This window comes from Cryobacterium sp. RTC2.1 (assembly GCF_035018685.1).
GTDB lineage: Bacteria > Actinomycetota > Actinomycetes > Actinomycetales > Microbacteriaceae > Cryobacterium > Cryobacterium glucosi.
In genome coordinates this window covers 1-25068 of record NZ_JASJXJ010000009.1, presented here as the reverse complement: position 1 = coordinate 25068, position 25068 = coordinate 1, and the positions used below count along the sequence as shown (strand labels likewise).

Genomic DNA, 25068 nt, shown 5'->3' with positions numbered 1-25068 from the left:
AATGACACTCTCAGAACCCTTGCTCGAATCCGTTCCCGCTTCGCCCGCGGTCGTCAGCGCTGACGCGACCGGTGCGGATGCCGCCGCTACGCCGGAGGATGCCGGGCCCACCGTCTACACGGACGCCGAGAACGCGGCCATGCAGCAGAAGGCCAAGGACCACCTCTGGATGCATTTCTCACGCCAGTCGGTCGTCGAATCCGGCACGGGCGTTCCGATCATCACGAAGGGCCTCGGACACCACATCTGGGACTCGAACGGAAAGAAGTACATCGACGGCCTGAGCGGCCTCTTCACGGTCAATGCCGGGCACGGGCGCAAGCGCCTCGCCCAGGCGGCCGCCAAGCAGGCGGAGGAACTCGCGTTCTTCCCGATCTGGTCGTACGCGCACCCGAACGCGATCGAGCTGGCCGACCGGCTCGCCTCGTTCGCTCCCGGCGACCTCAACCGCGTCTTCTATTCGACAGGTGGCGGCGAGGCCGTCGAGACCGCGTTCAAGCTCGCCAAGTACTACTGGAAGCTTCAGGGCCGCCCGACCAAGCACAAGGTCATCTCCCGCAATGTCGCCTATCACGGCACGCCGCAGGGAGCCCTCGCGATCACGGGTATCCCCGCGATGAAGGAAATGTTCGAACCGGTCACCCCAGGTGGCCTCCGGGTGCCCAACACGAACTTCTACCGGGCGGACGAGATGGGCTCCGGCTTCGGCGACGACATCGAGAAGTTCGGCCTCTGGGCAGCGAACCGGATCGAGGAGATGATCCAGTTCGAGGGGCCTGAGACGGTCGCCGCCGTGTTCCTCGAGCCCGTGCAGAACTCCGGCGGATGCTTCCCGCCGCCCCCCGGCTACTTCAAGCGCGTGCGCGAGATCTGCGACAAGTACGACGTGCTCCTCGTCGCCGACGAGGTCATCACCGCGTTCGGCCGGATCGGGAACATGTTCGCCTCGACGACCTTCGGTATCGAACCGGACATGATCACCTGCGCGAAGGGCATGACGAGCGGTTACTCGCCGATCGGCGCGACGATCGTCTCCGACCGCATCTACGAGCCGTTCAAGCACGGCGACACGACGTTCTATCACGGCTATACCTTCGGCGGGCACCCGGTCTCCTCCGCGGTCGCGCTCGCTAACCTCGACATCTTCGAGGAAGAAGGGCTCAACGAGAACGTCCGCACGAACTCGCCGATCTTCCGCGCCGAGCTCGAGAAGCTGCTCGCGCTGCCGATCGTCGGCGACGTGCGCGGCGAGGGCTACTTCTTCGGGATCGAACTCGTCAAGGACAAGGGCACGAAGGAGACGTTCAGCGACGAGGAATCCGAACGCCTGCTTCGCGGCTATCTGTCCAAGGCGCTCTACTCCGCCGGGCTGTACTGCCGCGCCGACGACCGCGGCGACCCCGTCGTGCAGCTCGCTCCCCCGCTGACCATCGGTCCGTCCGAGTTCCGCGAGATCGGCGACATCCTCTACGGCGTGCTCGCGGAGGCCCCGAAGTACCTGTAGGAGTCGCGGGCAGGACACCGAGCGCTGGGGTTCCGCCGTTTCGCTTGTGGTGCACCACCGGCGGAACGGCGGAGCACCCGCGTTCGACCCCGCAGTGCCGCTCGCGTGGTCGATCAGGTGTCACCGGCGTCATCCGCCGGCACCGCGAACGCCCACTCGGGCAGGTGCCCGGCGGAGACGACGGTGAGCAGCAGCCTGGCCATGCCGTATTCCGGGTCGATCGCCAGGGCCTGGTCGATGAAGATCCCGGCGACCGAGCTGCGCCCGAGCGCCCACGACAGCCAGGCGAGCATGCACAGTGGCGCGGGGCGCACTCGTTTCGGAGCTAGCGCGACCAGTGTCTTCAGGAGGTCGATACCGCGTTCGATCCGTTCAGGGTCAGGACGTTGCGAGACGGATCCGAGCATGAGGTCGCCGGTCTGCGCGAGGTCCCCCGTTGCGCCGGATCCGGCCTGCTCCTCTGCGACGATGTCGTCCATGCTGCGGCCGGTCTCGCGCTGGATCGCGGCATACCGTTCGTTCAGTTCGTGCGTCACCCGCCCGATCTCCTCGCCGAACGCGATCTGCAGCATGACCTGGTCGCGCCGGGCCGGGCTCTTCAGCAGGAACAGCAGGGTTGCTGCCTGTTCGGCGTCGAGAGCGGAGGGGTCCCGTTCGAGCGCGGCCTCCGTTGTCGACACCGGGTCGAGGATGTCCCCGACCATGGCCACGAGTTCGGGCAGGTCGGGCGCGTCGGGAACCTGGGACCCGAGGCATTCGTACCGGGTCAGCCTCCTGGCGCAGCGGTCCCGGAGCGCGAGGTCGACCTTCGGCAGGTCGGCCCGGCTCACGAGGTGCCCGAGTTCACGCCGGGCCTCCGGCGGCAGGTCGCGGTTCACCGGGGACTCCGCGATCTCGGACAGCGGCCGCCCGCCCGCCGGGCAGGCGGGGTCGAGATAGGAACCCCAGCCGTCTGCGGCGACGCACAGGGAATCCCGGACGAGGAAGCCGGACAGTTCGGCCCGGCGGCCCAGGATTTCCGCGAAGCGCTCACCGGGGATGCCCGGCACGTCCGCGAACCGTTCGTCGGTGTAGAGGACGGGTACGACGGCGTCCACCCCCTCGATCTTGCACAGCGTGCCGACGAGAGTGGTCGCGACGCGGCGGAGGACCGTGCGTGCGAGGTCGGGTTCCGGCAGGTTGAAGCGCAGGGCTCCGCAGGTGCGGTTGCCGCGGAAGGCGACGAGGACCACGCTGCGCTCGGGCTGGAACCCGGCGAGCTGTGGCACGAGGGCGAGGAAGTCGTGGGCTTCCTTGGTCTTCACGATGGTCGGTGTCATGCGGACACTCTCCCGGGGCGTTCCCTCCCCGGGTGCGCTCGCTGGGGATCGGTGCATAACTCGCGCAAGGAACGCAACCTGTGCATAACTCCCCACGTAGTCTTGGAGCTATGCCCATTTCGACCATCGTGGACGTCCTCCTCGTCCTGCTCTTGCTGGGCTATGTCGTCTCCGGCTACCGCAGCGGCCTGATCGGCAGCCTGAGCGGCATCGCCGGCCTCGTCGCCGGCGGTATCGCCGCATACTTCCTCGTTCCGCTCGTCGGAGCCTGGGTGCCTGCAGCGGAGTGGCGCACCGCAGCGACCCTCGCCACCGCCGCCGTCCTCCTGCTCGGCGGCCTGTCGATCGGCGGAACCCTCGGCAGGGTGCTCCGTCCCCGAGCGGCCCGAAGACGGCTGCTCGTCGTCGACCGGGTGTTCGGCGCCGGCATCGCCGTCGTCGTCGCAGCGAGCATCGTGTCGATGCTCGCCTTCAGCATCGGGTCGCTCGGGGTGCCGGTCCTGTCGCCCGCGATCGCCTCGTCGACGGTGGTGCGGTCGATCGACTCGCTCACGCCCGATCCGGTCAAGGCCTTCCTCGCCCAGCTGCGTGCGATGGTCGTCACCGAGGGCATCCCTCGGGTCATCGAGGCCTTCAACGGGCCGGTGCCCACGGTTCCCGTCGTCACCGGCACGAGCGCCGAACTGCTCGCCGCGCAGAATTCCGTGCTCAAGATCGTCGGGACGGCATATGCCTGCGGGCAGAATCAGTCCGGGAGCGGCTTCGTCATCGCGCCGGGCCGGGTGCTGACCAACGCGCACGTCGTCGCGGGCGTCTCAGAGCCCGTCGTCGAGTCGGCTGACGGCACGGCCCGCGCGGGAACCGTCGTGTACTTCGACCCGGCGGCCGACCTCGCCGTCATCGCCGTCGCTGGGCTCGATGCCGAACCTCTCGGCCTCGGTGCGGACCTCGCGACAGGAAGCCTGGCCGTGAGCGACGGCTATCCGTACGGCGGACCGTTCGAAACCGGACCCGCGGAGGTCGTCGCGGTCGCACCGGCTGTCGTCGGTGACATCTACGGCGACAATCCGACCTCCCGGTCGATCTACACGCTCGCGGCGGACATCCAGCACGGCGAGTCCGGCGGGCCGCTGCTCAATCAGGACGGCAAGGTCGTCGGCGTCGTCTTCGCGAAGTCGACGGTCACCGCCAACATCGGCTACGCCCTCGCGATGGAGTCCGTCACCCCCGTCGCCGCAGAGGCCGCATCGCTCACAGACTCCGTCGAGCCCGGGCACTGCGTCGTCGGCTAGCTTCACCCGGTCAATGCGAAAATAGGGAAGAACACCGGGGAGCGAGACCGCTCCCCGAGGAGAGGCCACCATGACCATCACCGCTGCCGCCGACGGTTCGGCCCTCGGTAACCCGGGACCGGCCGGCTGGGCCTGGTACGTCGACGACTCCTGCTGGGACGCCGGCGGCTGGAAGCACGCCACCAACAACCAGGGCGAGCTCAAGGCCGTCCTCGAGCTCTTCCGCGCGACCGCGCACCTCGACGAGGACCTCCTCGTGCTGTGCGACAGCCAGTACGTGATCAACTCGGTGACCAAGTGGATGCGCGGCTGGAAGGCCAAGGGCTGGCGCAAGGCCGACGGCAAGCCGGTGCTGAACCTCGAGTTGCTCCAGGAGATCGACGCGGCGCTCGCCGGCCGTCGCTACCGGTTCGAATGGGTCAAGGGACACGCGAACCACCCGCTCAACGAGGCAGCGGATGCCCGGGCCAGGGCCGTCTCCGAGGCGTACCAGCGCGGTGGGCCGATCCCGAAGGGTCCCGGGTTCGTGCGCGCGGGCACCCCGGCGGCACCGGCGGCCCAGACGGCCCCTGCGGTTCCTGCGGTCGGCCCTGCAGCCGGTGCCGCCTCGCGAGAGCAGAAGCCGGCCGTGCGCCGGGCCGTTTCCGCTCCGCCCGCGCGCGCGGCGCATCCGGAGTTGTTCTCGTTCGACGACGCCGCAGACCCCGCCGCCGCACATGAGGTCTCCCTCACGCTCACCGCCGAGCAGCACGCCCGCCTCACCGCACACGCAGCGCGCCTCGGGCTGACGGTTGAGGACGCGCTCCGCACCCTGATCTAGCGGGGTCAGTGGACGGGCAGCCAGCGGCCGTGGACGCGCTCGGTGACCTGCCACGTGATCACTCCCGCGCGGACGCGGGTGCCCGCGAGGGTGTGCGCGCCGATTCGGACCGCTGAGGCCGCATCGTCCGCGGTGAAGCGCACGGTCGCGCGCGCCGAACCGGCCACGACGGCCAGGTCGGACGCCTCGACGGTCGTGAGCTCGGCCGCGGCGGCCGCAGCAGCCGGCAGGACGGAGTCGGGGGCGACCCCGGGTTGCAGGCTGCCGATGGTCATGGTGATCCGGAACGAGGGCATTCCCTCAGCGTAAGCGGGGCTTCAGCGAGCGGGGAACCGCACCTCGACCCGGGCGCGATCGGCGAGCTCGTCGCCGGAGAGATCCGTGAGCGCGATGATCACGACGCTCGGGGCGTTCCCGAGCCGGTCGAGCACCGCTCCCACGTCGATCGCGGCGTACGGGTCGTCGGGGTCGAGTTCCTCGGGGCGCACGCCGAAGACGGCGTCGGCGTCGTCGACCAGGAGTACGGCGCCCTCTTCTTTCACCCGTTCGAACAGCCGATCGAGCGTCGCATCGGTCTCCTCGGGGGACGACGCGACGACACTGTCGAGCCCGACGGTGACGAGGGCCTTGCCGAGCTCGCTCGCAGCGGATGCCGCCGCCGCGGCCTTCGCACCGGCATCCGTGCCGCTGAACACGGCGATCGCCCCGGCGCCCGCGAGCTTCACGACGTCCCGGATCGTTCCGAGCTTCGTGACCCGTTCCGTCGTGTCGAGTGTGAATGACGCCATCACCGCGAACGAAACGCGCAGGGGGGCGGCGGATGCCTGCCAGAGCGAGGTGAGCACCTCGGTCGTGAGCGGAGAGGGGGTGAGCCAGACCTGGAGTTTCTCGCTCGACGTCACGGGAACCGTGAGTACCGGATGCCGTTCGATCGCGGCCTGTGCGGTGCCGAAGTCGCGGTGGCTTGCCGCGTCGGTGTCCTCGATGTCGGCCGCGAAGGCGCTCACGAGATAGCGCAACTCCGCGATGACCCGGCTGGGCCCATGCTGTGCGCTCGCCTCGCGATAGCTGATCAGGCTGTCGCTGTAGAGGAACAGGTTGATCGACGACCCGGTGACCCCGGTGCGTGCGACGTCGAGGCTGCGCGCCGTCACGTTCAGTCCGAAGGGCGACCCGGCGAGCATCGACTGGAGCGCCACAGTCGTGGCCGCGATCACCTGCCCGTAGTTCGAGAGCGAGGACATGGCGACTCCGGCTTCTGGGGCAGTGGACCCGCCACCGATTTCACGCTACTCCGCCTGACCGCGCAGGTCGAGGACTTCTCGTGCCGCTGGATCAGAAACGGATGTCCGAACTCGACACGGTGAGGTCGTGGAGCACGTCGGGCAGCACCTCCACGCCGATGCCCGGCCCGGTCGGAACCCGGAGGTGGCCGTCCTCGAGCACGAACGGCTTCGTCAGGTCCTGGGCGTAGTAGCGGCTCGAGGCGGAGGTGTCCCCCGGAAGAACGAAGTTGGGCAGCCCGGCGAGCGCCACGTTCGCCGCCCGGCCGATGCCGGTCTCGAGCATGCCGCCGCACCAGACCGGAACGCCGTGGGCGGCCGCGACGTCGTGGATCCGCCTGGCCTCGAGGTAGCCGCCGACCCGGGAGGGCTTGACGTTGATGATGCTGCACGCGCCGAAGGTGATCGCTGCGGCGGCGTCCCTGGCCGACTCGATCGATTCATCGAGGCAGACCGGGGTCTGGATGAGGGTCGCGAGGGCGGCGTGCCCGAGCATGTCGTCTTCTGCGAGCGGCTGTTCGATCAGGAGCAGGTCGAAGGGGTCGAGCCTGGCGAGGTGGCGGGCGTCAGCGAGTGTGTATGCGGTGTTCGCGTCGACCTGGAGCAGCACGTCGGGCCCGAAGCGCTCGCGCACGGCACGCACGGGGGCGAGATCCCAGCCCGGCTCGATCTTGAGCTTGATCCGGAGGTACCCCTCGTCGAGGTAGCCCTCGACGGCGGCGAGGAGCCGGTCGATCGAGTCCATGATCCCGACGGAGACCCCGGCGGGGACGAGGTCGCTCACCGCTCCGAGGTAGCCCCCGAACGAGACTCCCGAGGTGCGGAGCTGGGCGTCGAGGATCGCGGTCTCGAGGGCGGCCTTCGACATCCGGTGCCCTTTGACCGCGGCGAGCGCCGGTGCGACCCGCTCGGCGGTGAGGCGTTCGCCGGCCGCGTTCAGCCGCGGGGCGAGGTGGTCGCGGATCACGAGTTCGCAGCCGTCGAGGAACTCCGAACTGTAGAGGGGCTCGGCCTCCGCGGCGCATTCGGCCCAGCCCTCGGAATCCGCCGTTGTCACGTGCACGAGGAGGGCCTCGCGCTCGGACACCGAGCCGAAGGAGGTACGGAACGGGCTGACGAGCGGGAGGCGCACCCGACGCAGTTCGATGTTCTCGATCTTCATCCCGGTTTCCTCCGTCTCGCGCCCCGGCCACGAGCGCCCTCCCCCTGAATCTAACGCTTCGAAAGAACCCGGGAGCTCACCACACCGTGCGAGAGCGCTCCTGCGCGACGACGGCCTCACGGTCGGCGAGACGTCGCAGTCCGGCCAGCGGCTGGCTCATCCGGTGGTTGCCGCGGATGCGCGGCTCGACCCTGTCGAGGAAGGCCCAGTAGCCGGCCGTGAATGGGCAGGCATCCTCGCCGAGTCGTTTCTTCGGGTTGAACGGGCAGCCGCCGCAGAAATCGCTCATCGTCGAGATGTATGCGCCGCCCGACGCGTATGGCTTGGTCGCGACTATGCCGCCGTCGGCATGCTGGGACATCCCGACGACGTTGGCCGGCATCACCCACGGTGTGCCGTCCACGAACGCCGCAATGAACCAGTCGTTCAGCTCGCCCGGGTGATAGCCGCGCTGCATGGCCTGGTTGCCCAGGATCATCAGGCGCTGGATGTGATGGGCCCAGCCGGTGTCGGCAACGGCGTTCAGCACGTGGCTGACGCACGCCGCGCGCACGCCGGAGCCGTCGAGCTCACGGAACGACCGGGGCAACGGCTCGTGGGCGCCCAGGAAATTGCTGTCGCCGACGTAGTCGGGTCCGAGGTGCCAGTAGAGGTGCCATACCCAGTCCCGCCAGCCCATCAGCTGGCGGACGACCGCCTCGACGCTCTGCAGCGGCGCCGCGCCGCTCGCATGGGCCGAGACGACCGCATCGATCACCTCCCGCGGGTGCAACAGCCCCAGGTTCAGCGGAACGCTCAACCGGGAGTGCGCCATCGCATCGTCTCCACGCAGCGACGCGTCCTCGAAGGGACCGAAGTCGTTCAGCCGGGTCTCGATGAAGTCGTCGAGGGCGGCCAGGGCTTCGGCCCGGGTCGCGGCGAAGCGTCGCGGTCCGTCCCGGCCGATCAGGGTGATCCGGCCATCCGCCTGGAGCCGGTCGAGGTCGCGGCGCACCTCGGCGTCGATCTCGTCTTCGACCGGGGTCCACGGGTCGGGCAGGCCGAGGCCGACGGCCCCACGGGGCGGCGGGCGGCGGTTGTCGTGGTCGAAGTTGAACCGGCCGCCTTCGGGGTCTGGGCCGCGCATCAGGACGCCGGTCCGGGCGCGCACCGAGCGGTAGAACTGCTCGAGCACCAGCCGGGAGGCCGGTCGGCCCGCCGCCCAGTCCGCGAAGTCGGCCTCGCTCGTGACGAAACCCCTGCTGGGCAGCACGTCGGCCCCGAGTTCGGCCACGAGCGCCCGCGCCCCCCAGCTGGTGGGATCGATCACCTCGAGCGGGCGTCCGGAGAGCACGTCGCGATAGTGCTCCGCGCGCAGGAATTCCGCCCGATCGCCGAGTTCCCGCGCCCGGTGCCGCAGTGCGCTGAGGATCAGGTGCGCCTTCGCCCGGTGGTACGGCCGGCGGCCAAGGACCCCGACGGCCTCGACCAGGACGATCGGTCCGCCGTCATCGAAATGCGGTCCGAGCTGGTCGGCGAACAGGAATCGGGGCACCGGCATGGTCGTGATTCTAGAGCCGGGCAAGCGCATCAGATTCCGCCGGTCGTGCCGTTCGGGGCGGATGCCCAGCCGGCGCCGGTTAACCTCGGGTATGGGCAGGTTCACGGACAGCTGGCGGTCGCATCTCCTCTCGACGCTGTCCGGAAACTCCGAGGGACGGCCCTCGTGGGTGGAGAAGATGGAACTCGGCGAGGACGCCGGTTTCTTCGGACCGGGGTCGGCCGCGTGGGCGGTGCACGGCGGGATGGCGACGATGGTCGCCGGGATCCGCGCGCTGCTGATGCAGACCCTGCACCCGGGCGCGATGGCCGGGGTGCACGACTGGTCGCGGTACCGGGAGGACCCGCTCGGGCGCCTCTCCGGGACGATCCAGTGGCTTGTGACGGTCACCTTCGCCGACACGACCGTCGCGACCGACGAGTCGACGCGGGTCGGGCGTTTCCACGACCGGGTGACGGGCACCTACCTCGATGCGGCGGGAGTTTCGCGGCCCTACGCCGCCGGGGACGCCGAGCTGCTCTCCTGGGTGCACATCGTCTTCACGGATGCCTTCCTCGAGTCCCACAAGCTGTGGGGAGGCAGCATCCCGGGTGGCGCTGACGGGTACGTGCGCGAGTGGGCGAAGGCCGGCGAGCTGGTGGGAGTGCAGCACCCGCCGCGGTCGGCGGCGGAGCTCGCCGCCCAGTTGGCCGCCTTCACGGATGCCGGGGTACTGAAGAGCGACGAGCGCGTCGCCGAGGCGGTGCGTTTCATCCGCAATCCGCCGCTGCGGCGCGGGATGCTGCCGTTCTACCGGGTGATGTTCGCCGGTGCGGTCGCATCGCTCCCCCGCGAGTACCGGCGGCTGCTCGGGCTGCGCCGCTCGGTGTTCCCCGTCGTGTGGGCGACCGGGGCGGTTCTCGGGATCGTGCGGATGCTGCTCGGCGCGTCGTCGACGTCGGAGGACGCGGCCCGGACCCGCATCGACCGCATCGCCCGTGCTCGCGTCGCGCCAGAGCCCGACGCTGAGGTGTCGCAGATCGACGTTCCCGGGCCCAGTTAACCTCGATCTGCGACACCTCACGGCGCGGCGGCATCCGTGGGCGGAATCGCGGCGCGGGAGGCTGCGGACAGCACGAGCGTCGCCGCCACGGCGACGGCAGCGACGAGCGCGATGGTGAGGGTCGTCACGAGCGCATCGGGGCGCACGATCGACTGGCCCGCGAGCGCCTGGCCGGTGAGGATCGCGAGAACTCCGACGTAGAGCGCGATGACGACAGAGAGCAGCCGGAACCGCACGGTCGGCGGGCGCACGAGCGCCACCCGTCGGGCGAGCACCTCGAGGAGCAGTGCCGTGAGGGGGATCACCTGGAGGGCGTGCATGCCGACGAAGTGCGGAATCCGCAGGTCACCCGCGACGGTGCTCCAGCCGAGGAGCGGCAGCCCCGGGCCACCGTCAGGGACGCCGACGGTGTGGGCGCCGGCGATGCCCTGGAAGTGGTCGAGTTGCGCGGCGGTCGGCCCGGTCATCAGGAAGGCGAGGCCCATCCCGAGCACGGCGATCACGGTGCCGGCCCGGATCGCGAGCGCCCGGGCCGGATCGCCGAGGTCCGTACGGAACAGCAGGAGCGCCGTGACGAGGGCGGCCATCCAGACGAGCACGATGGAGAATGCCATCACCGACCAGAGCGTCGCGGACACCGGGGTGGACACATTGAAGTGGCTCGTGATGCCGAGGGCGGCGTCGCCGACGATGATCACCATTTCGATGACAAGTGCGATCGTCGACACCGTGCCGATCCACCAGGCCAGTCGGCGACGACGCGCCGAAAGGATCCCGAGCAGCCAGGCGAGGCTCGCCGCGTAGACGAGCACGCTGATCGAGAACTTGAGCGGCTTGGCCCAGACCGGCGCGCCGGTGAGGCTGCGCGGATCGACCAGGAGGCCGACCAGGCAGACCACCACGAGCACCGCCATGGCCGCGGTCGCCGCGAGCAGCGGTCGATGCCAGGCCAGGGTGCGCAGCGCGGGCCACGCGGTGATCGCTCGCCGGTTGTCGGCGGATGCCGGCGGTGCCGTGGTGCCTGACGCCGGGGTCTCTGGAAACTCGGGGGTGTTCATGGGGCGCTCCCTGTTCTGTCGGTCGGGCGTGGCGGTGCGGTAGCTCGTGCTGTCGTGCTCTCGTGCTCTCGTGCTCTCGTGCTCTCGTGCGATGTTCAGGGGGTGTGGTCGGGTGCCGCCTCGGGTGCGGACCCCGGCGCGGGCTCGGGCGCCGCTTCGGGAGGCATGCCGTAGCGAAGGGCGGCGATGTGTTCCTGCGCGGCGCGGCGCAGGCCGGAGAAGAGCTTGTCGCCGAGAACGGTGCCGACCACGACGGTCTCGCCCTTCGCGGCCCGGTCGACCCGCGCATCCAGTTCGTCGATGTCGGCCTCGGCGGCCAGCAGGGCGGCGGCGGCGTACCGGTCAAACCAGCCGCGAGCGTCGGTCTGGCCGACCTCGGCGAAGGTGTCGACGACCCGGGCCGCGGCCAGTCGGCCGGGGTTCGCCGCCGAGACATGCCAGCCGGCGGTGAGGGCGTCCACCCGGGCCAGGGCTTTCGCGCTCACCGCGGACTCATCGATCGTCGCCGACACCGAGTGCTGGGCGATCTCGAAGGTCTCCGGCAGCGACAGCTCGGAGTCGATGGCCTCGAGCACCCGCCGGACGGCCGCGACGCTCAGCCCGCCGACCTCGGTGAGGCCGCGAATGAGGCGGATGCGCTCGAGGTGCGACTCCGCGTACAGCGCCTGGTTCGGTCCGGAACGCTCCCCGCCGGCGAGGAGGTTCTCACGCTGGTAATACTTGATCGTCGCGACGGCGGTCCCGCTCCGGGTGCTCAGCTCTGCCATTCTCATCGCTCGTCCTGGGCCTGCAGTCCGGCGGCCTCGAGGGCACGGTAGCTCGCGATGACCTCGGGAAGGGACTCCTCCCAGGGTGTCGCAGCCACACCGAGCAGTCGTTCGGTCTCTGCGGCGTCGACGACGAAGGGGGCGGTGAACTGGTAGTCGGAGTCGTTGGCGGCGCGGATGAACGGCACGAACATCCCCAGAACGCGCAACATCGCTGGGCTGAGCCTGGCCAGGCTCCCGCGGTTGCCCGTGAGTGCGTTGACGCGGGCGGCGAGCTCTGTGCGAGAGAGCGGTTCGGCCGCCGGCACGTGCCAGGCGCGACCCCACGACCCCCGGTAGTCCGCCGCCGCGAGGAGGGTCGCGACGATATCGGCCAGATAACACCAGCTGTGCGGGGCGTCGGGGCTCCCGAACACGCGCGCGGTCTTTCCGGCGATCAGCGGACCGAAGAAGGCGCTCCCGAGCTGGGAGGTCCTGCCAGCGCCCGGGCCGAAGTAGTCGCTCGCGCGCACCTCCACGACCTGGATCTCCCCGCGCTTCGCGGCGGCGAGGGCGAGTTCCCAGCCCTCGGTGCGCACCCGGCCCTTCGGCTCGGTCGGATGCTGCGGCGTCGCCTCGGTCATCGGCATCGGGCTGCCCTCTCCGTAGCCGTAGAGGTTGCCCATCAGCACGAGCCGGGCCCCGGATCGGCGCGCGGCAACGATGGCGGCCCGGAACATCGGCGGCCAGAGCTCCGGCCAACGGTTGTACTGACGCGGTCCGGTCGTGAGGAAGATCGTGGCCGCGCCCTCGGCCGCCGCGGCGAAGGCCTCGGCGTCCGCGGCGTCCAGGATGCGGGCGGTGGCGCCGGCAACGGCGGTGCCGGAACGGGTGGCGACAGCGACGGTGTCTCCGCGCTCGACGAGGGCACGGGCAAGGGCACTGCCGAGATAACCGGCGCCGACGACAAGCTGGGTGGCCATGGAATTCTCCTTCGGGACGGCACACGACCATCCGATCAGATACATGAACTATCTGATAGTGAGAATATCCGATAGTGGAAGTATCCGCTACCCCCTCGTCGGGCCGCCGTCACTCCCCGGGAGCGAAGAAGGCGCCGATCGCCGCGCTCAGTGCGACCGGGTCGGCCACGTGGCAGAGTTCGCGGGCCGAGTGCATCGACAGGAGCCCGATGCCGACGTCCACCGTGTGGATACCGAGCCGGGTCGCGGTCAGCGGGCCGATCGTCGAGCCGCACGGGACCGTGTTGTTCGAGACGAACTCCTGGTAGGCAACGCCCGCCTGCGCGCAGGTGCGGGCCCAGAGGGCGGCACCGGCGGCATCCGTGGCGTAGCGCTGCGTCGCGTTGATCTTGAGCAGCGGGCCCGCGCCGGGGACCGGCAGGTTCACCGGGTCGTGCTTCTCTGGGTAGTTCGGGTGCACGAGGTGTCCGGCGTCGGCCGAGAGGCACCACGAGGCGGCGTACGCACGCAGCTTGTCCGAGGCGGATGCGCCGAGTCCGGCCCCGATCCGGGTCAGGACATCGTCGAGGAGCGGTCCGCTCGCGCCGGAACGGGTCTGGGAACCGAGTTCCTCGTGGTCGAAGGCGGCGAGGACACTCGTGCTCTGGACCACGCCCGCGGCGGCGTCGAGACCGGCCGTGTCGTCGTCCGTGACCGCGAGGAGCGCGACGAGTCCCGCGTGCACGGACGACAGGTTGTCGAGGCGTCCGGCGGCGAAAAGCACGTTGCCGAGGCCGAAGCGCGCGGGGGCCGCGGAGTCGGCGGTCAGGAGGTCGTAACCGGCCACATCCGCCGCCTCGAGCCCGGCCAGGCCGGCGAGGTGGGCGAGCAGGTCCGCGGCATCGAGGTCGCCGACCCCGTGGACCGGGTTCAGGTGGCGCTGGCGGTCGAGGGTGAGGCCGTTGTTGGCGTCACGGTCGAGGTGGATGGCGAGCTGCGGGATGCGCAGGAACGGGCCGGTGCGCACGAGGTGCTCCGTGCCGTCTCGGGTGACGAGGCGCCCGGCGAGTTCGAGCTCGCGGTCGAGCCAGGAATTGAGCAGCGGGCCGCCGTAGACCTCGACGCCGGCCTGCAGCCAGCCCCGGTTGCCGATGGTCGGCTTCGGCTTGAGCTTGAAGCCGGGCGAATCGGTGTGCGCACCGAGGATGCGGAACGGCGACACCGGGCCGACCCCTGCCGGCTGCACCCAGGCGACGACCGCGCCGTCGCGCACGATGAAGTGCCGCCTGGCCACGGCCGCGTTCGCGCCGACCGTGCTGCCCGCGCTGCCCGGCCACTCATCGCGTTCGTCGAGCCGGGTGAATCCACCGGCCTCGAGCCTTCGTTCGAGTTCCGCGGCGGCGTGGTACGAGGACGGCGACGCTGCGATGAAGCCGGCGAGGTCGTCGATGTACTCTGGGTGCGAATCCGGTGCAAAGGTCATCCCCCTATCCAAGCACCGGCCGGCGACGGGCATGCACGAGGGCTTTCGCCGGACGGATGACCGCAGAAGGGTGCGCCATGGTCCCGACCGTCCGGCCGAGCAACACCGCCGATGCGAGCACCGTTCCGAGGCGCCCGCCGAGCACCGTCGCGGATGCCGTCGCGGGCGGCGACGCGGCTGCCGACGCCTGGGTGCTGCGCTTCGAGGGCTTCGACCCGGCCACCGAGGGCGTCCGCGAAGCACTCTGCGCCCTCGGCAACGGCTACTGGGGCACCCGGGGCGCTGCCCCAGAGGCTTCGGCGGATGCCGTGCACTACCCGGGCACCTACCTCGCCGGCGTCTACAACCCGGTTCACACCGAGCTCGGCAGCCATTCCCGCGACGATGAGCACATGGTCAACGCCCCCAATTGGCTCGCCCTGTCGTTCCGCATCGGCACCGCGGACTGGTTCCGGCCAGAGGATCCCGGAGTCCTGGACTACCGGCAGGAACTCGACCTCAGGCGCGGCCTGCTGACCAGGGTCATCCGCTTTCGGGACGCCGACCGGCACACGACAACGGTCACCTCGCGGCGTTTCGTGTCCCAGTCCGACCCGCACGTCGCCGTGCTCGAGACGACCTTTGAGGCTGAGGGCTGGTCCGGCCCTGTGACGGTGCGCTCGGCCGTCGACGGCCGCGTCGCGAACCGCAATGTGGCGGCCGATGCCGCGCTCACGAACAGGCACCTGATGCCACGTGCCCGCACCGAGGTCGATGACCGCACCGTGCTGCTCGAAATGGAAACCACCGTCTCGGGCGTGCACATAGCGATGGCCGCGCGCACCCGGGTCTTCGAGGCCGACCCTGCGGGCGCGGATCGGCCAGGCCCACCCCGGGAGATCACGGTGGCCCGACGATTCCTGAGCGAACCCGGCTCCGTCGCGCACGAGTTCGAGCTGCACCTCGAGCCTGGACGCCCGGTCCGGGTGGAGAAGACCGTCATCGTCGGCACGTCGAGGGACCGTGCCGTCGTGTCGGCGCCCTTCGCCGTGACCGCGTGGATGCGCCGGGTTGCCGACCCGGCGGACCTTCTCATCGCGCACGAACGTGAATGGCGCGGGCTCTGGGACGAGTTCGCGGTGAACCTCGACGACAACGAGCACCAGTCCCTCGCGCTCAACCTCAACACCTTCCACGTCTTGCAGACCCTCGCCGGCGTCGACGCCGACCTCGACGCAGGCGTCCCCGCCCGTGGGCTCACCGGGGAGGGCTACCGGGGGCACGTGTTCTGGGACGAAGTCTTCGTCTACCCGGTACTCACCCTGCGCCGCCCCGACCTGAGCCGGGCGCTCATCGGCTACCGGTACCGGCGCCTCGCCGAGGCCAGGGCGGCCGCGACGGCCGCCGGCCTCGAGGGCGCGATGTTCCCCTGGCAGAGCGGCATCGACGGGCGGGAGGTGACCCCGGCCGAACTGTTCAACCCGCGCACCGGCGAGTGGATGCCCGATCATTCCCACAACCAGCGCCACGTCGGGCTGGCCGTCGCGTACAGCGTGTGGACGTACTACCAGGCAACAGGGGACGTCGACTTCCTCATCCACCAGGGTGCCGAACTGCTGCTGGAGGTCGCCCGGTTCTTCGCGGCCCTGGCCACGTACGACGAGAGCGCCGACCGTTTCGACATCACCGGCGTCATGGGACCGGACGAATTCCACGATGGAGCCCCCGGAGCGCCGGGAACGGGGCTGCGCAACAACACCTATACCAACGTGATGACCGCCTGGCTGATGGCGCGGGCCGTCGACATGGTCGCCGTGCTGAACGGGCGCAGCTGCCGGCCGCTCTGGAACCGGCTCGGCCTGCGCCCGGGCGAGGTCGACCGCTGGCGGCACATCGGCAGCCGGCTCCGGCTGTCGTTCCTGGCTGGAGGGGTGCCCAGCCAGTTCGACGGATACGAGGCGCTCCCCGAGTTCGACTGGGCGGGGTATCGCGCCCGCTACGGCGACCTCGGCCGGCTCGACCTGATCCTCAACGCGGAGGGCGACAGCACGAACAACTACCGGGTGTCCAAGCAGGCCGACGTGCTGATGCTGCTCTACCTGTTCTCGGCCGAGGAACTGCGGAGGCTGCTGCACGGGCTGGGGTACCCGCTGCCGCCGGAGGCCGTCGTCGCCACGGTGGACTTCTACGGGTCCCGGTCCACGCACGGGTCGACCCTGAGCAACGTCGTGCATTCCTGGGTGGAGGCCCGTCGCGACCGGGAGCGCTCCTGGCAGTTCCTGACCAGGGCCCTGGACAGCGACCTCGCCGACATCCAGGGCGGCACCACCCACGAGGGCATCCACCTCGGCGCGATGGCGGGGTCCGTGGACATGATGGTGCGGTGTTACAGCGGCCTCGAGATCCGCGACGACATCCTCTGGCTCCACCCCGTACTCCCCGCGGAGCTCGGTGCGTTCTCGTTCAGCATCAACTACCGGGACCACCCGATCCGGCTCGAGCTCACGTCGACGAACCTGCGCGTGACACTCAGCGCCGGCGGTGCCCCGCCGATCCGGGTACGGGTGGAGGGCCAGGACGCCTGGCTCGCCCCGGGCCAGGTCCGCGATTTCCCCCTGGTCCCGTAGCGGAGGCCCTAGACTGACCGCAATCGACTAGGTGGGGGCACAATGACCGACGGATCAGGCAATTACATTCCGATGCCCGCGGCGGCTCCCGCGGCGGGCTGGTATCCGGACCCCGCAGACTCCCCTCGCCAGCGCTGGTGGAACGGCGCGGCCTGGACCATGGACCTGCACTATCCCGAGCCTCCCGTCTACGGGCGCCTCGCTCCGACCAGGGTCCTCTCACCGGACACGCCCGTCTACACCGCGGCCATCTGGATCATCACGCTGCTGCCGCTCCTGTCGCTCATCAACGTGGCGTCGACCGACCTCACCGCGGACTTCAACCGGGGGCTGTCGGAGGGCTCCACCGGCACGACGACGTCGGCGACGGATGTCCTCAGCCAGCTCCTCAGCATCGCCGTCTACGCGGCGTCGGTCACCCTCGCCTACTTCGACCGGCGCCGGCTGCTCGCCGACGGGTTCACCCGCCCGTTCCACTGGGCCTGGACCTTCCTCTCCTCCGGTATCTACGTGATCGGCCGCTCGATCGTCGTGCGTAACCAGGCGGGCCGCGGCCTGACCCCGATCTGGGTCTGGACCGGCATCGTCGTCGTCACGACGCTGGTCACCTTCGCCAAGTTCGCCGCCCTCGTGCCGCTCTTCCTCACGACGATCGGGTCGGGCATCGCGGCCTGAGCGGCAGCCGGCGAGCGCGTGTGTTCCGCGGCTAGACCTCGCTCTGCAGGGCCGCGCGGGCGAAGGCGGCCCCGCCCGGGGTGATCGTCCAGTTCAGGTAGTCGCGGGGCTTCCGTTCGAAGACGCCGAGGTGGTTGAAGAGGCGCCACTTGGGGAGCACGACCTGGAACGCGGCATCCGCGGAAAGGCGCTCGCCGTTCTTCTGCCCCCAGCCGATGGTCTCGAGACCGAGCGCGAGCGCCTGCTTGAACAGGGCGGCCTCGGTGAAACCCCGCCGGGCGATGAGCACCAGGAGGAGGCTCGTCGCGTCCGCCTCGACGGGCGAGCGGCTCGTGCGAATGGTGCGCGCGAGGTGCCACCAGAGTTCACGCGGGTTTTCGGCGAGTGCCCGACCCCTGCTCGTGAGCATGAGGCGACCCTTGCTCACCCGCAGCAGCCCGACCCGACGGAGGTGGTCACGCAGCTCCTGCAACGGAAGCATGTGCACCTCACGGTTGACCGTCACTGGCCAGCCCCAGTCGAGCTCCGTCGTCGCCGCGAGCACATCGACCGGCGGCAGGTAGCCGGCATCGGTGAGGCGGATGCCGTCGGCACCCACCCGGCGCAGGATCCATTGCACGTGTCCCACCATCCGCTGCATCGCCCGCTCGGGCAGCAGAATCGTGTCCCTCACGCGGGCCTCGGCGAGCATGAGCCGGAAGCCGGCGATCGCGTCGGGGTGCATGCGGGATTCGAGTTCCTGGGTGACCTTCACGTTGCGAGCCTACCGAGCGTCCCCGCAGAACTGTCAGCGACACCTGCGAAGCTGGGACGATGACCGACACCCGGACCGATACCCGCGCATCCGCCCGTGAGATTCTCCGCACCCTGGTCGGGCGCGACGACGCCGACTTCCACGAGGGGCAGTTCGAGGCCATCTCCACCCTCGTCGACGACCGCCGCCGCGCGCTCGTCGTGCAGCGCACCGGCTGGGGAAAGTCCGCGGTGTACTTCGTCGCGACCCTGCTGCTGCGCCGCCAGGGCGCAGGCCCCACCATCCTCGTCTCGCCGCTGCTCGCCCTCATGCGGGACCAGGTCGCCGCGGCGGCGCGCGCCGGCGTGCGTGCCGTGTCGATCAACTCCTCGAACGCGCACGAGTGGGCCGGGGTGCTCGAACAGCTGCGGAGGGATGAGGTCGACGTGCTTCTGGTCTCCCCCGAGCGGCTGAACAACCCCTCCTTCCGCGACGAGCAGCTGCCCGCGCTCATCAGTCGCGTCGGCCTGCTCGTCGTCGACGAAGCGCACTGCATCTCCGACTGGGGCCACGACTTCCGTCCGGACTACCGGCGGCTGCGCGACCTCATCGCGACGATGCCGGCCGGGGTGCCGGTCCTCGCGACGACCGCAACGGCGAACAGCCGCGTCGTGACGGACGTCGCGGAACAGCTCGCACCCGCGGCGCCGGCAACAGGCCAGGCAGCGGGGCCCGGCGTCGTCACCATCCGCGGGCCGCTCGCCCGAGCCTCCCTGCGGCTCGGCGTGCTTCGGCTGCCCGACTCGCGAGCCCGGCTCGCCTGGCTGCTCAGCCACATCGACGAGCTGCCCGGCAGCGGCATCATCTACACCCTCACCGTCTCAGCGGCCGAGGACACCGCGCGCCTGTTGCGCGAGGCCGGCCATGCCGTGCGCGCGTACACCGGCCAGACCGACACCGCGGAACGCGAGGAGTCTGAGGGGATGCTCAAGCGCAACGAGGTCAAGGCCCTCGTCGCCACAAGTGCCCTCGGCATGGGCTTCGACAAGCCGGACCTCGGCTTCGTGCTGCACCTGGGCGCCCCCTCCTCCCCCGTCGCGTACTACCAGCAGGTCGGTCGCGCGGGGCGCGCGACCGAGAACGCCGACGTGCTCCTGCTCCCCGGTATCGAGGACGAGGCGATCTGGCAGTACTTCGCGACCTCGTCGATGCCGAGCGAGCATAAGGCTGAGGCCGTGCTCGGCGCCCTCGGCGACGCGGGTGGTCGCCCTCTCTCGACGCCGGCGCTCGAGGCGCGCGTCGACCTCAAGCGGTCCCCCCTCGAACTGCTGCTCAAGGTCCTCGACGTCGACGGCGCCGTGCGCAGGGTCACCGGCGGCTGGGTGTCGACCGGGCAGCCCTGGGTCTACGACCAGGTGCGCTACGAGCGCATCGCGGCCGCCCGGCTCGCCGAACAGCAGTCGATGATCGACTACGAACGCACGACCGGCTGCCGGATGGAGTTCCTGCAGCGCGCCCTCGACGACGACACCGCGGTGCCCTGCGGCCGGTGCGACACCTGCACGACCGCATGGTACCCGTCCGACGTCGCCGTGGCGGCGGCCTCGGCAGCCGCCGCCTCGCTCGACCGGGTCGGCGTGGAACTCGAACCCCGTGCCCAGTGGCCGACCGGGGTCGCGAGCCTCGGGGTCGACGTGCGCGGCAACATCCCGGTTGGCGAGCGTCTCGCCCCGGGCCGCGCCCTCGCCCGGCTCACTGACCTCGGCTGGGGCGGACCCCTCCGTGACCTCTTCGCAGTCCAGGCGGCGGATGCCACTGCGACCGCCGCGATGACAAGCGCCTGCGTACGGGTGCTCGCCGACTGGAACTGGGACGAACGACCGGCCGCGGTGATCAGCATGCCGTCGCGGCGGCATCCGCTTCTCGTCGCCTCGGTCGCCCGCGCCCTGTCGGAGGCCGGGCGCCTGCCCTGGCTCGGCTCCCTGGACCTCGTCGGCGGCGGGCCCGCAGGCGGCAGCGGCGGGAACAGCGCCTATCGCCTCGCCGCGGTGTGGAACCGTTTCGAGGTCGGGCCCGAACTCGCCGCGTCCCTGGCGCCCTTCGCCGGCAAGCCGGTCCTGCTGATCGACGACCTCGCCGACAGCCGGTGGACCCTCACCGTCGCCGGGCGGCTGCTGCGCCGGGCGGGCACCTCTGCGGTGCTCCCGTTCGCCCTGGCGCTGCGTTCCTGAGTCCGCGCGCGTTCCGGGAGCCGCGCACGCATCCGCGATGACACATCCTTCCGGTAAACTCCCCGGGCATTCAGAACCAGGGAGACCCGTGACATCGACACTCAAGACCGAGCGACCTGCTCCGGCGCCGCCACGCGAAACCACCGTGCGCCGGGATATCCAGGGGCTGCGGGCCGTCGCCATCGTCGCGGTCGTGCTCAACCACGTGATCATGTGGCCGACCGGCGGTTTCATCGGCGTGGACATCTTCTTCGTCATCTCGGGATTCCTGATCACCGGGATCCTGCTCCGCGACCATGAGACGACGGGCACGATTTCGCTCCGGCTTTTCTACGCCAGGCGCATCCGGCGGATCGCTCCGGCCGCGGTGACCGTACTGGTCGCCACGGCGGTCCTCGCCCACTTCCTGTTCAACACCACGCGGGCGCTCTCCACGCTCTGGGATGCCGCCTGGGCCTTCGTCTTCGCGGCGAACTGGCACTTCACGGCCATCGGCACGGACTACTTCCATGCGACCGACCCGGCCTCGCCGCTGCAGCCGTACTGGTCGCTCTCGGTCGAGGAGCAGTTCTATCTCGTCTGGCCGATCGTGGTGCTCCTCGTGCTCACCGTGGGCGCGAAGCGCCTGCGGAGCGCCCGCCGCGGCAGGGTGGTCCTCGGCCTGGTGATGGTCGTCGTCATTGTCGTGTCTTTTTGTCATGCCCTCGGTGAGAGCGCGACCACGCCGTCCGCCGCCTACCTGTCCACGTTCTCCCGGGTGTGGGAGCTCGGCGTCGGCGCCCTGCTCGCCGCGGCCGCCCCGGTCTTCCCCCGGATCCCCGTCGCCCTGCGCGGGCTCCTCGGCTGGGCTGGACTGCTCGGGATCCTGGCCGGCTTCTTCCTGATCGACGACGCCCTCGCCTTTCCAGGGCCCTGGGCAGCCGTCCCCGTCGCCGCGACCGCCCTCGTGATCATCGGCGGCATCACCGGCCCGCAGCACTACCTGTTCCCGCTCACGAACCCGCTCAGCGTCTGGATCGGCGACCTCTCGTACTCGCTGTATCTCTGGCACTTCCCGGTGATGGTGTTCCTGCTGATGGCCGACCCCACGCTCAGCGTGCAGGTCATCCTCGGCATGATCCTCGCACTCTCGATCGTGTCGTACTACCTCATCGAGCAGCCACTGCACCGGTCACCGTGGCTGCACCGGTTCGGCGATTCAGCGGAATCCAGCCGCCTCGCCTGGCGCACCTGGCGGGAGAAGTTCGGCTCCCAGTTCATTCTTGCCGGGCTGAGCCTGTTCGTGATCGCGACCGTGATCGGTGTCAGCGCCCAGGTCACCCTGCACGGCACGAGTTCCCCGGCAGCACCCATCGCGGCGCCCGGCCCGGTGGAGGACCCGACAGCCCAGCTGCAGGCGGATCTCGGCGCGGCTGCCTCGTCAACCGAGTGGCCGGGGAACCTCTCCCCCACCCTCGACGACGCGATCGCGACGACGTCGAAGAACAACCCGGCCAGGGGCTGCTTCGATGTCGGAAGCACGCCGAGCTTCGACGGCTGCACCTGGGGCAGTTCGGACGCCCCGAATCACATGTACCTCGTGGGCGACTCGACGGCCCTTGCCTATGCCCCCGCGTTCAAGGCGATCGCGGAGGGCAGCAACGGGCAGTGGAAGATCACCACGATCGGCCTGTACGGCTGCCGGTTCACGGCCGTGCCCGTGCAGAACGACGGCGCCGGCGTGATGGATGCCTGCCCCCAGCGCAAACAGGACGTCGCCCAGCGCATCGTGGCCGACAACCCGCGGCTCGTCGTGATTTCGAACGCATACGCGCTCGGCAAGACGCCCGACCGGACCGCCCTCTCCGCGGAGACCCTCGTCGCGTCGACGGCCGCGGAGGCGGCCGTGTACAACGCCGCCGGCCGGATCGTTTACCTCGCACCGCCGCCCCTCGGGGCCAGCCTCGGCCAGTGCTATTCGCCGGTGTCGAGCCCGCAGAACTGCAACACGGGCATCGACCAGGCCTGGCAGGACTTCGCGGCGGCGACCAGTGCGTTAAACGGATCCGGCAGCTTCTTCGTGTCCTCGCTGCCGTTCAGCTGTTACAACGGCGCCTGCCCGGCGTTCGCGGGCACGATTCCGACCAAGTACGACACCGTGCACATGACTCCTGCGTATTCGACCCACATCGCCCCGGCCATCCGCTTCGCCCTCGGGGCGCTCGGCCTGATGTAAGCGGGTCGTTTCCGGCGGGGTCAGGCGACCCTGACCTCGATCTCGCCCGGCTCCGCGGCCTCACTGCCGAAGACCAGGAACCGGTTGGCGATCTTGTCGGTGAAGAACCGGTCATGGCTGACCACGACGACAGCGCCGGGGAAGTGCACGAGGGCCCGCTCCATCACCTGGGTGCTCGACAGGTCGAGGTGGTTGGTCGGTTCGTCGAGCAGAAGCACCGAAGCCCCGGAGAGCAGGCACTGCGCCATGGCGACGCGCGCCTTCTGCCCGCCGGACAGGTTGCCGATCGTCTGTTTGAGGTCGGCCTCTGAGAACTGGAACATCGCGAGGAAGCGGTTCACCGACTTGCGGGTCGCGGTGAACGCGAGGCTGCCGGGCATGGCGTTCACCGCGTGCGTGACGGTGTCCTTCTCGTCGAGCTCGGCGAGGACCTGGTTGTAGGAGACCGGCGCGATGCCGCCCGCCCAGGTCACAGACCCGGAGTCGGCCATCTCCTCGCCGTCGAGAACCCGCAGCAGGGTCGTCTTGCCGCTGCCGTTGGCGCCGAGCACCACGATCCTGTTCCCGCGCCGGACCTCGAAGCTCAGGTCGGAGAACAGGGCCTTGTCGCCATAGGACTTGCTGAGGCCCTCGACCCGGCAGAGCACGTCCTTCACGTGCAGGCCACGATAGATCTCCGTGATGATCTGGTCGACCGGGCGCGGCGCCCTCGCCTTCTTGATCTGCGCCAGCTGGCCGTCGAGGGTGCGGCTCGCCGCCTTCGCCGCCTCCCTGCGGTCGGAGATCCCCTCGGACTCGAACGCGAGGAGCTCGGACTCGTGCACGAACTGCTGCTCGAGCGTCTTGAGCCGGAACTGCTTCTGGATGACGTATTCGCCGAAGTTGCCGGGGTACTCGTGCAGGTGGAAGTTCTCGACCTCGATGATCCGGGTGACGACGGCGTCGAGGAATTTCCGGTCGTGCGAGACGATGATCGCCGCGCCGTGGAAGTCCCGGAACCAGGCCTCGAGCCATTCGACGCCGGCGACGTCGAGGTAGTTGGTGGGCTCGTCGAGGAGCAGGACGTCGGGGTCCTCGAGCAGGATCTTGGCAAGCGCCGCCCGGTTGCGCCAGCCGCCGGAGAGCTCGTCGATCGCGCAGACGCGGTGGGCCTCGTTGAAACCGAGGGTGCTGAGTGCCGTGTCGATCCGGCGCGGGTAATCCCAGCCGCCGAGCCGGTCCATGTCCTCGAACAGTTCGGCCTGGCGGTGCAGGAGGGCGTCGAAGTCCGTGGCCACGGCGATGGCCGCGTCGATCGACGCGAGTTCGGCTTCGATGGCCTTGATCGGAGCGAAGAGGCCGTGCAGGACCTCGGTGATGGTGGAGGAGCCGTCCAGTTCGGAGAACTGCGAGAAGTACCCGATCGAGACACCGCTCTCGAGCGTGACGGTGCCGGAGTCCGGTGCCACCTGGTCGAGGATGAGCTTGAGGATCGTGGTCTTTCCCGACCCGTTCTTGCCGATCAGGCCGACCCGGTCGCCCGGCTCCAGCCGGAAGAAGGCGTCGCGCAGGATCTGCGTCTTCTCGAATCGAACACTGACGTCATTCAGCCTGATCAGGCTCATTACTGCTGTCCTCTCGAGGGACGCCCAGGGAATTCGGCGAGCGGAGCCCAGTCGAGTCTACAAAACCCCGGGCGCTTCAGACCCTCAGCGCTACCGAACCTCAGCGCAGCACGTCCATCCGGGCCGGGTCGTCGGGATCGTGCGGCACCTCGCTCCGGGCGGACAGCATCCCGAGACGCACGAGGTCGATGCCGAACAGGTCAGGCCGTCCATGCAGGCGGCGGCGCCAGGTGGCCGGCACCGCCTCGAGTCCCCACCGTCCCGCGAGCAGCGCGCCGGCGGCGGCCACGCTGGCGGGATCGGCACCGCTGTGCGCGGCAGCGGAGATGACCGGTTCGACGCGGGAAGCATCCACGGCGCCCGCGTCGCCGAGGACCGCCCACGCGCCCTGCAGAATCCAGCCGACCGGACCCACACGCTGCACGTCGACGGTGCGGCCCCGCCCGGCCGCGGCGAGGTGGGCCTCCCAGGCGGCACGCGCCTCTGCGGGCAGGGTCTCGAACCCGGCCCGGGGATCGAGGCGCCCCTCGAGGACCGCCACGCGGAGTGAGAGCGCGAAGAGGACGCCCGCGTCGCCGGCGCCCGGGTCGGCGTCGGGGCGTCCCGAGTCGGTCGGTGCGGTGCGGTTCAGCGCGGTGCCGCGCACGGACGACACCAACCGCGCGGCCTCGGCGAGCGCCACGGGGTCGTCGAGCAGGGCGAGGGCGACGGGGGCCGTCCGGAGCAGGCACCGCCCGGCCGCGAGCCCGGCCGCGAGCCCGGCCGCGAGCCCGGCCGCATCCGGCTCGCCGAC

General features: G+C 70.2%; 19 protein-coding genes and 1 pseudogene. 8 read left to right on the top strand and 12 right to left on the bottom strand.

Annotated features, from left to right (window positions below; translation table 11 throughout):
- Window position 1: 1 nt before the first annotated feature.
- Window positions 2-1504: an aspartate aminotransferase family protein gene (locus QN357_RS02510; protein WP_323504406.1), complete on the top strand. Its 1503-nt coding sequence runs from the start codon at window positions 2-4 to the stop codon at window positions 1502-1504.
- A 113-nt stretch (window positions 1505-1617) separates the two neighbouring features.
- Here the strand turns inward: QN357_RS02510 and QN357_RS02505 are convergent, their stop codons facing one another.
- The gene (locus QN357_RS02505) at window positions 1618-2823 is read right to left on the bottom strand and encodes a DUF4192 domain-containing protein (protein WP_166787222.1); all 1206 of its coding nucleotides are present in this window, start codon (window positions 2821-2823) and stop codon (window positions 1618-1620) included.
- Between the two features lie 110 nt (window positions 2824-2933).
- Here QN357_RS02505 and QN357_RS02500 point away from each other — a divergent pair, with 110 nt between their 5' ends.
- A complete protein-coding gene (locus QN357_RS02500) occupies window positions 2934-4115 on the top strand; it encodes a MarP family serine protease (protein ID WP_323504405.1) in 1182 nt (393 codons plus the stop codon).
- A gap of 70 nt (window positions 4116-4185) precedes the next feature.
- Entirely contained in the window at window positions 4186-4935 is a 750-nt protein-coding gene (locus QN357_RS19505; protein WP_134445887.1) for an RNase H family protein, read from the top strand.
- Between the two features lie 5 nt (window positions 4936-4940).
- Here QN357_RS19505 and QN357_RS02490 read toward each other — a convergent pair whose 3' ends face one another.
- The 4 genes from QN357_RS02490 to QN357_RS02475 all read right to left on the bottom strand — a co-directional run bounded on the left by QN357_RS02490 (window position 4941) and on the right by QN357_RS02475 (window position 8920).
- Window positions 4941-5231: a hypothetical protein gene (locus tag QN357_RS02490; protein WP_134445888.1), complete on the bottom strand. Its 291-nt coding sequence runs from the start codon at window positions 5229-5231 to the stop codon at window positions 4941-4943.
- A 21-nt stretch (window positions 5232-5252) separates the two neighbouring features.
- Entirely contained in the window at window positions 5253-6179 is a 927-nt protein-coding gene (locus QN357_RS02485; RefSeq protein ID WP_134445889.1) for a Pvc16 family protein, read from the bottom strand.
- Window positions 6180-6270: 91 nt separating this feature from the next.
- Window positions 6271-7380, bottom strand: coding sequence for an o-succinylbenzoate synthase (gene menC / locus QN357_RS02480; RefSeq protein WP_323504403.1), 1110 nt, complete (start codon window positions 7378-7380; stop codon window positions 6271-6273).
- A gap of 76 nt (window positions 7381-7456) precedes the next feature.
- Window positions 7457-8920, bottom strand: a complete 1464-nt coding sequence (locus tag QN357_RS02475; RefSeq protein ID WP_323504402.1) for a cryptochrome/photolyase family protein — start codon at window positions 8918-8920, stop codon at window positions 7457-7459.
- 91 nt (window positions 8921-9011) lie between these two features.
- On the opposite strand from QN357_RS02475, the gene QN357_RS02470 reads away from it, so the two are divergent.
- Window positions 9012-9962, top strand: coding sequence for an oxygenase MpaB family protein (locus tag QN357_RS02470; RefSeq protein ID WP_134445891.1), 951 nt, complete (start codon window positions 9012-9014; stop codon window positions 9960-9962).
- A gap of 17 nt (window positions 9963-9979) precedes the next feature.
- Here the strand turns inward: QN357_RS02470 and QN357_RS02465 are convergent, their stop codons facing one another.
- The 4 genes from QN357_RS02465 to QN357_RS02450 form a co-directional block, all read right to left on the bottom strand.
- A complete protein-coding gene (locus QN357_RS02465; protein WP_323504401.1) occupies window positions 9980-11020 on the bottom strand; it encodes a hypothetical protein in 1041 nt (346 codons plus the stop codon).
- Between the two features lie 95 nt (window positions 11021-11115).
- Entirely contained in the window at window positions 11116-11793 is a 678-nt protein-coding gene (locus tag QN357_RS02460; RefSeq protein ID WP_134445892.1) for a MerR family transcriptional regulator, read from the bottom strand.
- Window positions 11790-12749: an NAD-dependent epimerase/dehydratase family protein gene (locus QN357_RS02455; protein ID WP_166791048.1), complete on the bottom strand. Its 960-nt coding sequence runs from the start codon at window positions 12747-12749 to the stop codon at window positions 11790-11792. Before QN357_RS02455 ends, QN357_RS02460 begins: the two co-directional genes overlap by 4 nt.
- A 109-nt stretch (window positions 12750-12858) precedes the next feature.
- The gene (locus tag QN357_RS02450) at window positions 12859-14211 is read right to left on the bottom strand and encodes a M18 family aminopeptidase (RefSeq protein ID WP_323504400.1); all 1353 of its coding nucleotides are present in this window, start codon (window positions 14209-14211) and stop codon (window positions 12859-12861) included.
- Between the two features lie 77 nt (window positions 14212-14288).
- Between QN357_RS02450 and QN357_RS02445 the strand changes: the two genes are divergently transcribed.
- A complete protein-coding gene (locus QN357_RS02445) occupies window positions 14289-16817 on the top strand; it encodes a glycoside hydrolase family 65 protein (protein WP_323504399.1) in 2529 nt (842 codons plus the stop codon).
- A gap of 42 nt (window positions 16818-16859) precedes the next feature.
- Complete coding sequence (locus QN357_RS02440) at window positions 16860-17492, top strand: DUF2510 domain-containing protein (protein ID WP_323504398.1); 633 nt, start codon at window positions 16860-16862, stop codon at window positions 17490-17492.
- Window positions 17493-17523: 31 nt separating this feature from the next.
- On the opposite strand, the gene QN357_RS02435 is transcribed toward QN357_RS02440, so the two are convergent.
- Window positions 17524-18246, bottom strand: coding sequence for a hypothetical protein (locus QN357_RS02435; protein ID WP_134445897.1), 723 nt, complete (start codon window positions 18244-18246; stop codon window positions 17524-17526).
- A 59-nt stretch (window positions 18247-18305) separates the two neighbouring features.
- On the opposite strand from QN357_RS02435, the gene QN357_RS02430 reads away from it, so the two are divergent.
- Complete coding sequence (locus QN357_RS02430; RefSeq protein WP_323504396.1) at window positions 18306-20456, top strand: RecQ family ATP-dependent DNA helicase; 2151 nt, start codon at window positions 18306-18308, stop codon at window positions 20454-20456.
- A gap of 88 nt (window positions 20457-20544) precedes the next feature.
- Entirely contained in the window at window positions 20545-22671 is a 2127-nt protein-coding gene (locus QN357_RS02425) for an acyltransferase family protein (RefSeq protein WP_323504394.1), read from the top strand.
- 20 nt (window positions 22672-22691) lie between these two features.
- On the opposite strand, the gene QN357_RS02420 is transcribed toward QN357_RS02425, so the two are convergent.
- Both QN357_RS02420 and QN357_RS02415 read right to left on the bottom strand, forming a co-directional pair.
- Window positions 22692-24275 (bottom strand): ABC-F family ATP-binding cassette domain-containing protein, encoded by a 1584-nt coding sequence (locus tag QN357_RS02420; protein WP_323504393.1) that lies wholly within the window; start codon window positions 24273-24275, stop codon window positions 22692-22694.
- A 100-nt stretch (window positions 24276-24375) separates the two neighbouring features.
- A pseudogene (locus QN357_RS02415) lies at window positions 24376-25068 on the bottom strand (hypothetical protein); the annotation flags it as partial.

Excerpts from the sequence above, each read along its gene's own strand:
- QN357_RS19505 (WP_134445887.1), top strand. The coding sequence starts at position 4,186 with ATGACCATCACCGCTGCCGCCGACGGTTCGGCCCTCGGTAACCCGGGA.
- QN357_RS02420 (WP_323504393.1), bottom strand. The coding sequence starts at position 24,275 with ATGAGCCTGATCAGGCTGAATGACGTCAGTGTTCGATTCGAGAAGACG.
- QN357_RS02455 (WP_166791048.1), bottom strand. The coding sequence starts at position 12,749 with ATGGCCACCCAGCTTGTCGTCGGCGCCGGTTATCTCGGCAGTGCCCTT.
- QN357_RS02470 (WP_134445891.1), top strand. The coding sequence starts at position 9,012 with ATGGGCAGGTTCACGGACAGCTGGCGGTCGCATCTCCTCTCGACGCTG.
- QN357_RS02440 (WP_323504398.1), top strand. The coding sequence starts at position 16,860 with ATGACCGACGGATCAGGCAATTACATTCCGATGCCCGCGGCGGCTCCC.
- QN357_RS02430 (WP_323504396.1), top strand. The coding sequence starts at position 18,306 with ATGACCGACACCCGGACCGATACCCGCGCATCCGCCCGTGAGATTCTC.
- QN357_RS02445 (WP_323504399.1), top strand. The coding sequence starts at position 14,289 with ATGGTCCCGACCGTCCGGCCGAGCAACACCGCCGATGCGAGCACCGTT.
- QN357_RS02490 (WP_134445888.1), bottom strand. The coding sequence starts at position 5,231 with ATGCCCTCGTTCCGGATCACCATGACCATCGGCAGCCTGCAACCCGGG.
- QN357_RS02475 (WP_323504402.1), bottom strand. The coding sequence starts at position 8,920 with ATGCCGGTGCCCCGATTCCTGTTCGCCGACCAGCTCGGACCGCATTTC.
- QN357_RS02450 (WP_323504400.1), bottom strand. The coding sequence starts at position 14,211 with ATGACCTTTGCACCGGATTCGCACCCAGAGTACATCGACGACCTCGCC.
- QN357_RS02460 (WP_134445892.1), bottom strand. The coding sequence starts at position 11,793 with ATGAGAATGGCAGAGCTGAGCACCCGGAGCGGGACCGCCGTCGCGACG.
- QN357_RS02500 (WP_323504405.1), top strand. The coding sequence starts at position 2,934 with ATGCCCATTTCGACCATCGTGGACGTCCTCCTCGTCCTGCTCTTGCTG.
- QN357_RS02505 (WP_166787222.1), bottom strand. The coding sequence starts at position 2,823 with ATGACACCGACCATCGTGAAGACCAAGGAAGCCCACGACTTCCTCGCC.
- QN357_RS02510 (WP_323504406.1), top strand. The coding sequence starts at position 2 with ATGACACTCTCAGAACCCTTGCTCGAATCCGTTCCCGCTTCGCCCGCG.
- QN357_RS02485 (WP_134445889.1), bottom strand. The coding sequence starts at position 6,179 with ATGTCCTCGCTCTCGAACTACGGGCAGGTGATCGCGGCCACGACTGTG.
- QN357_RS02465 (WP_323504401.1), bottom strand. The coding sequence starts at position 11,020 with ATGAACACCCCCGAGTTTCCAGAGACCCCGGCGTCAGGCACCACGGCA.
- menC (WP_323504403.1), bottom strand. The coding sequence starts at position 7,380 with ATGAAGATCGAGAACATCGAACTGCGTCGGGTGCGCCTCCCGCTCGTC.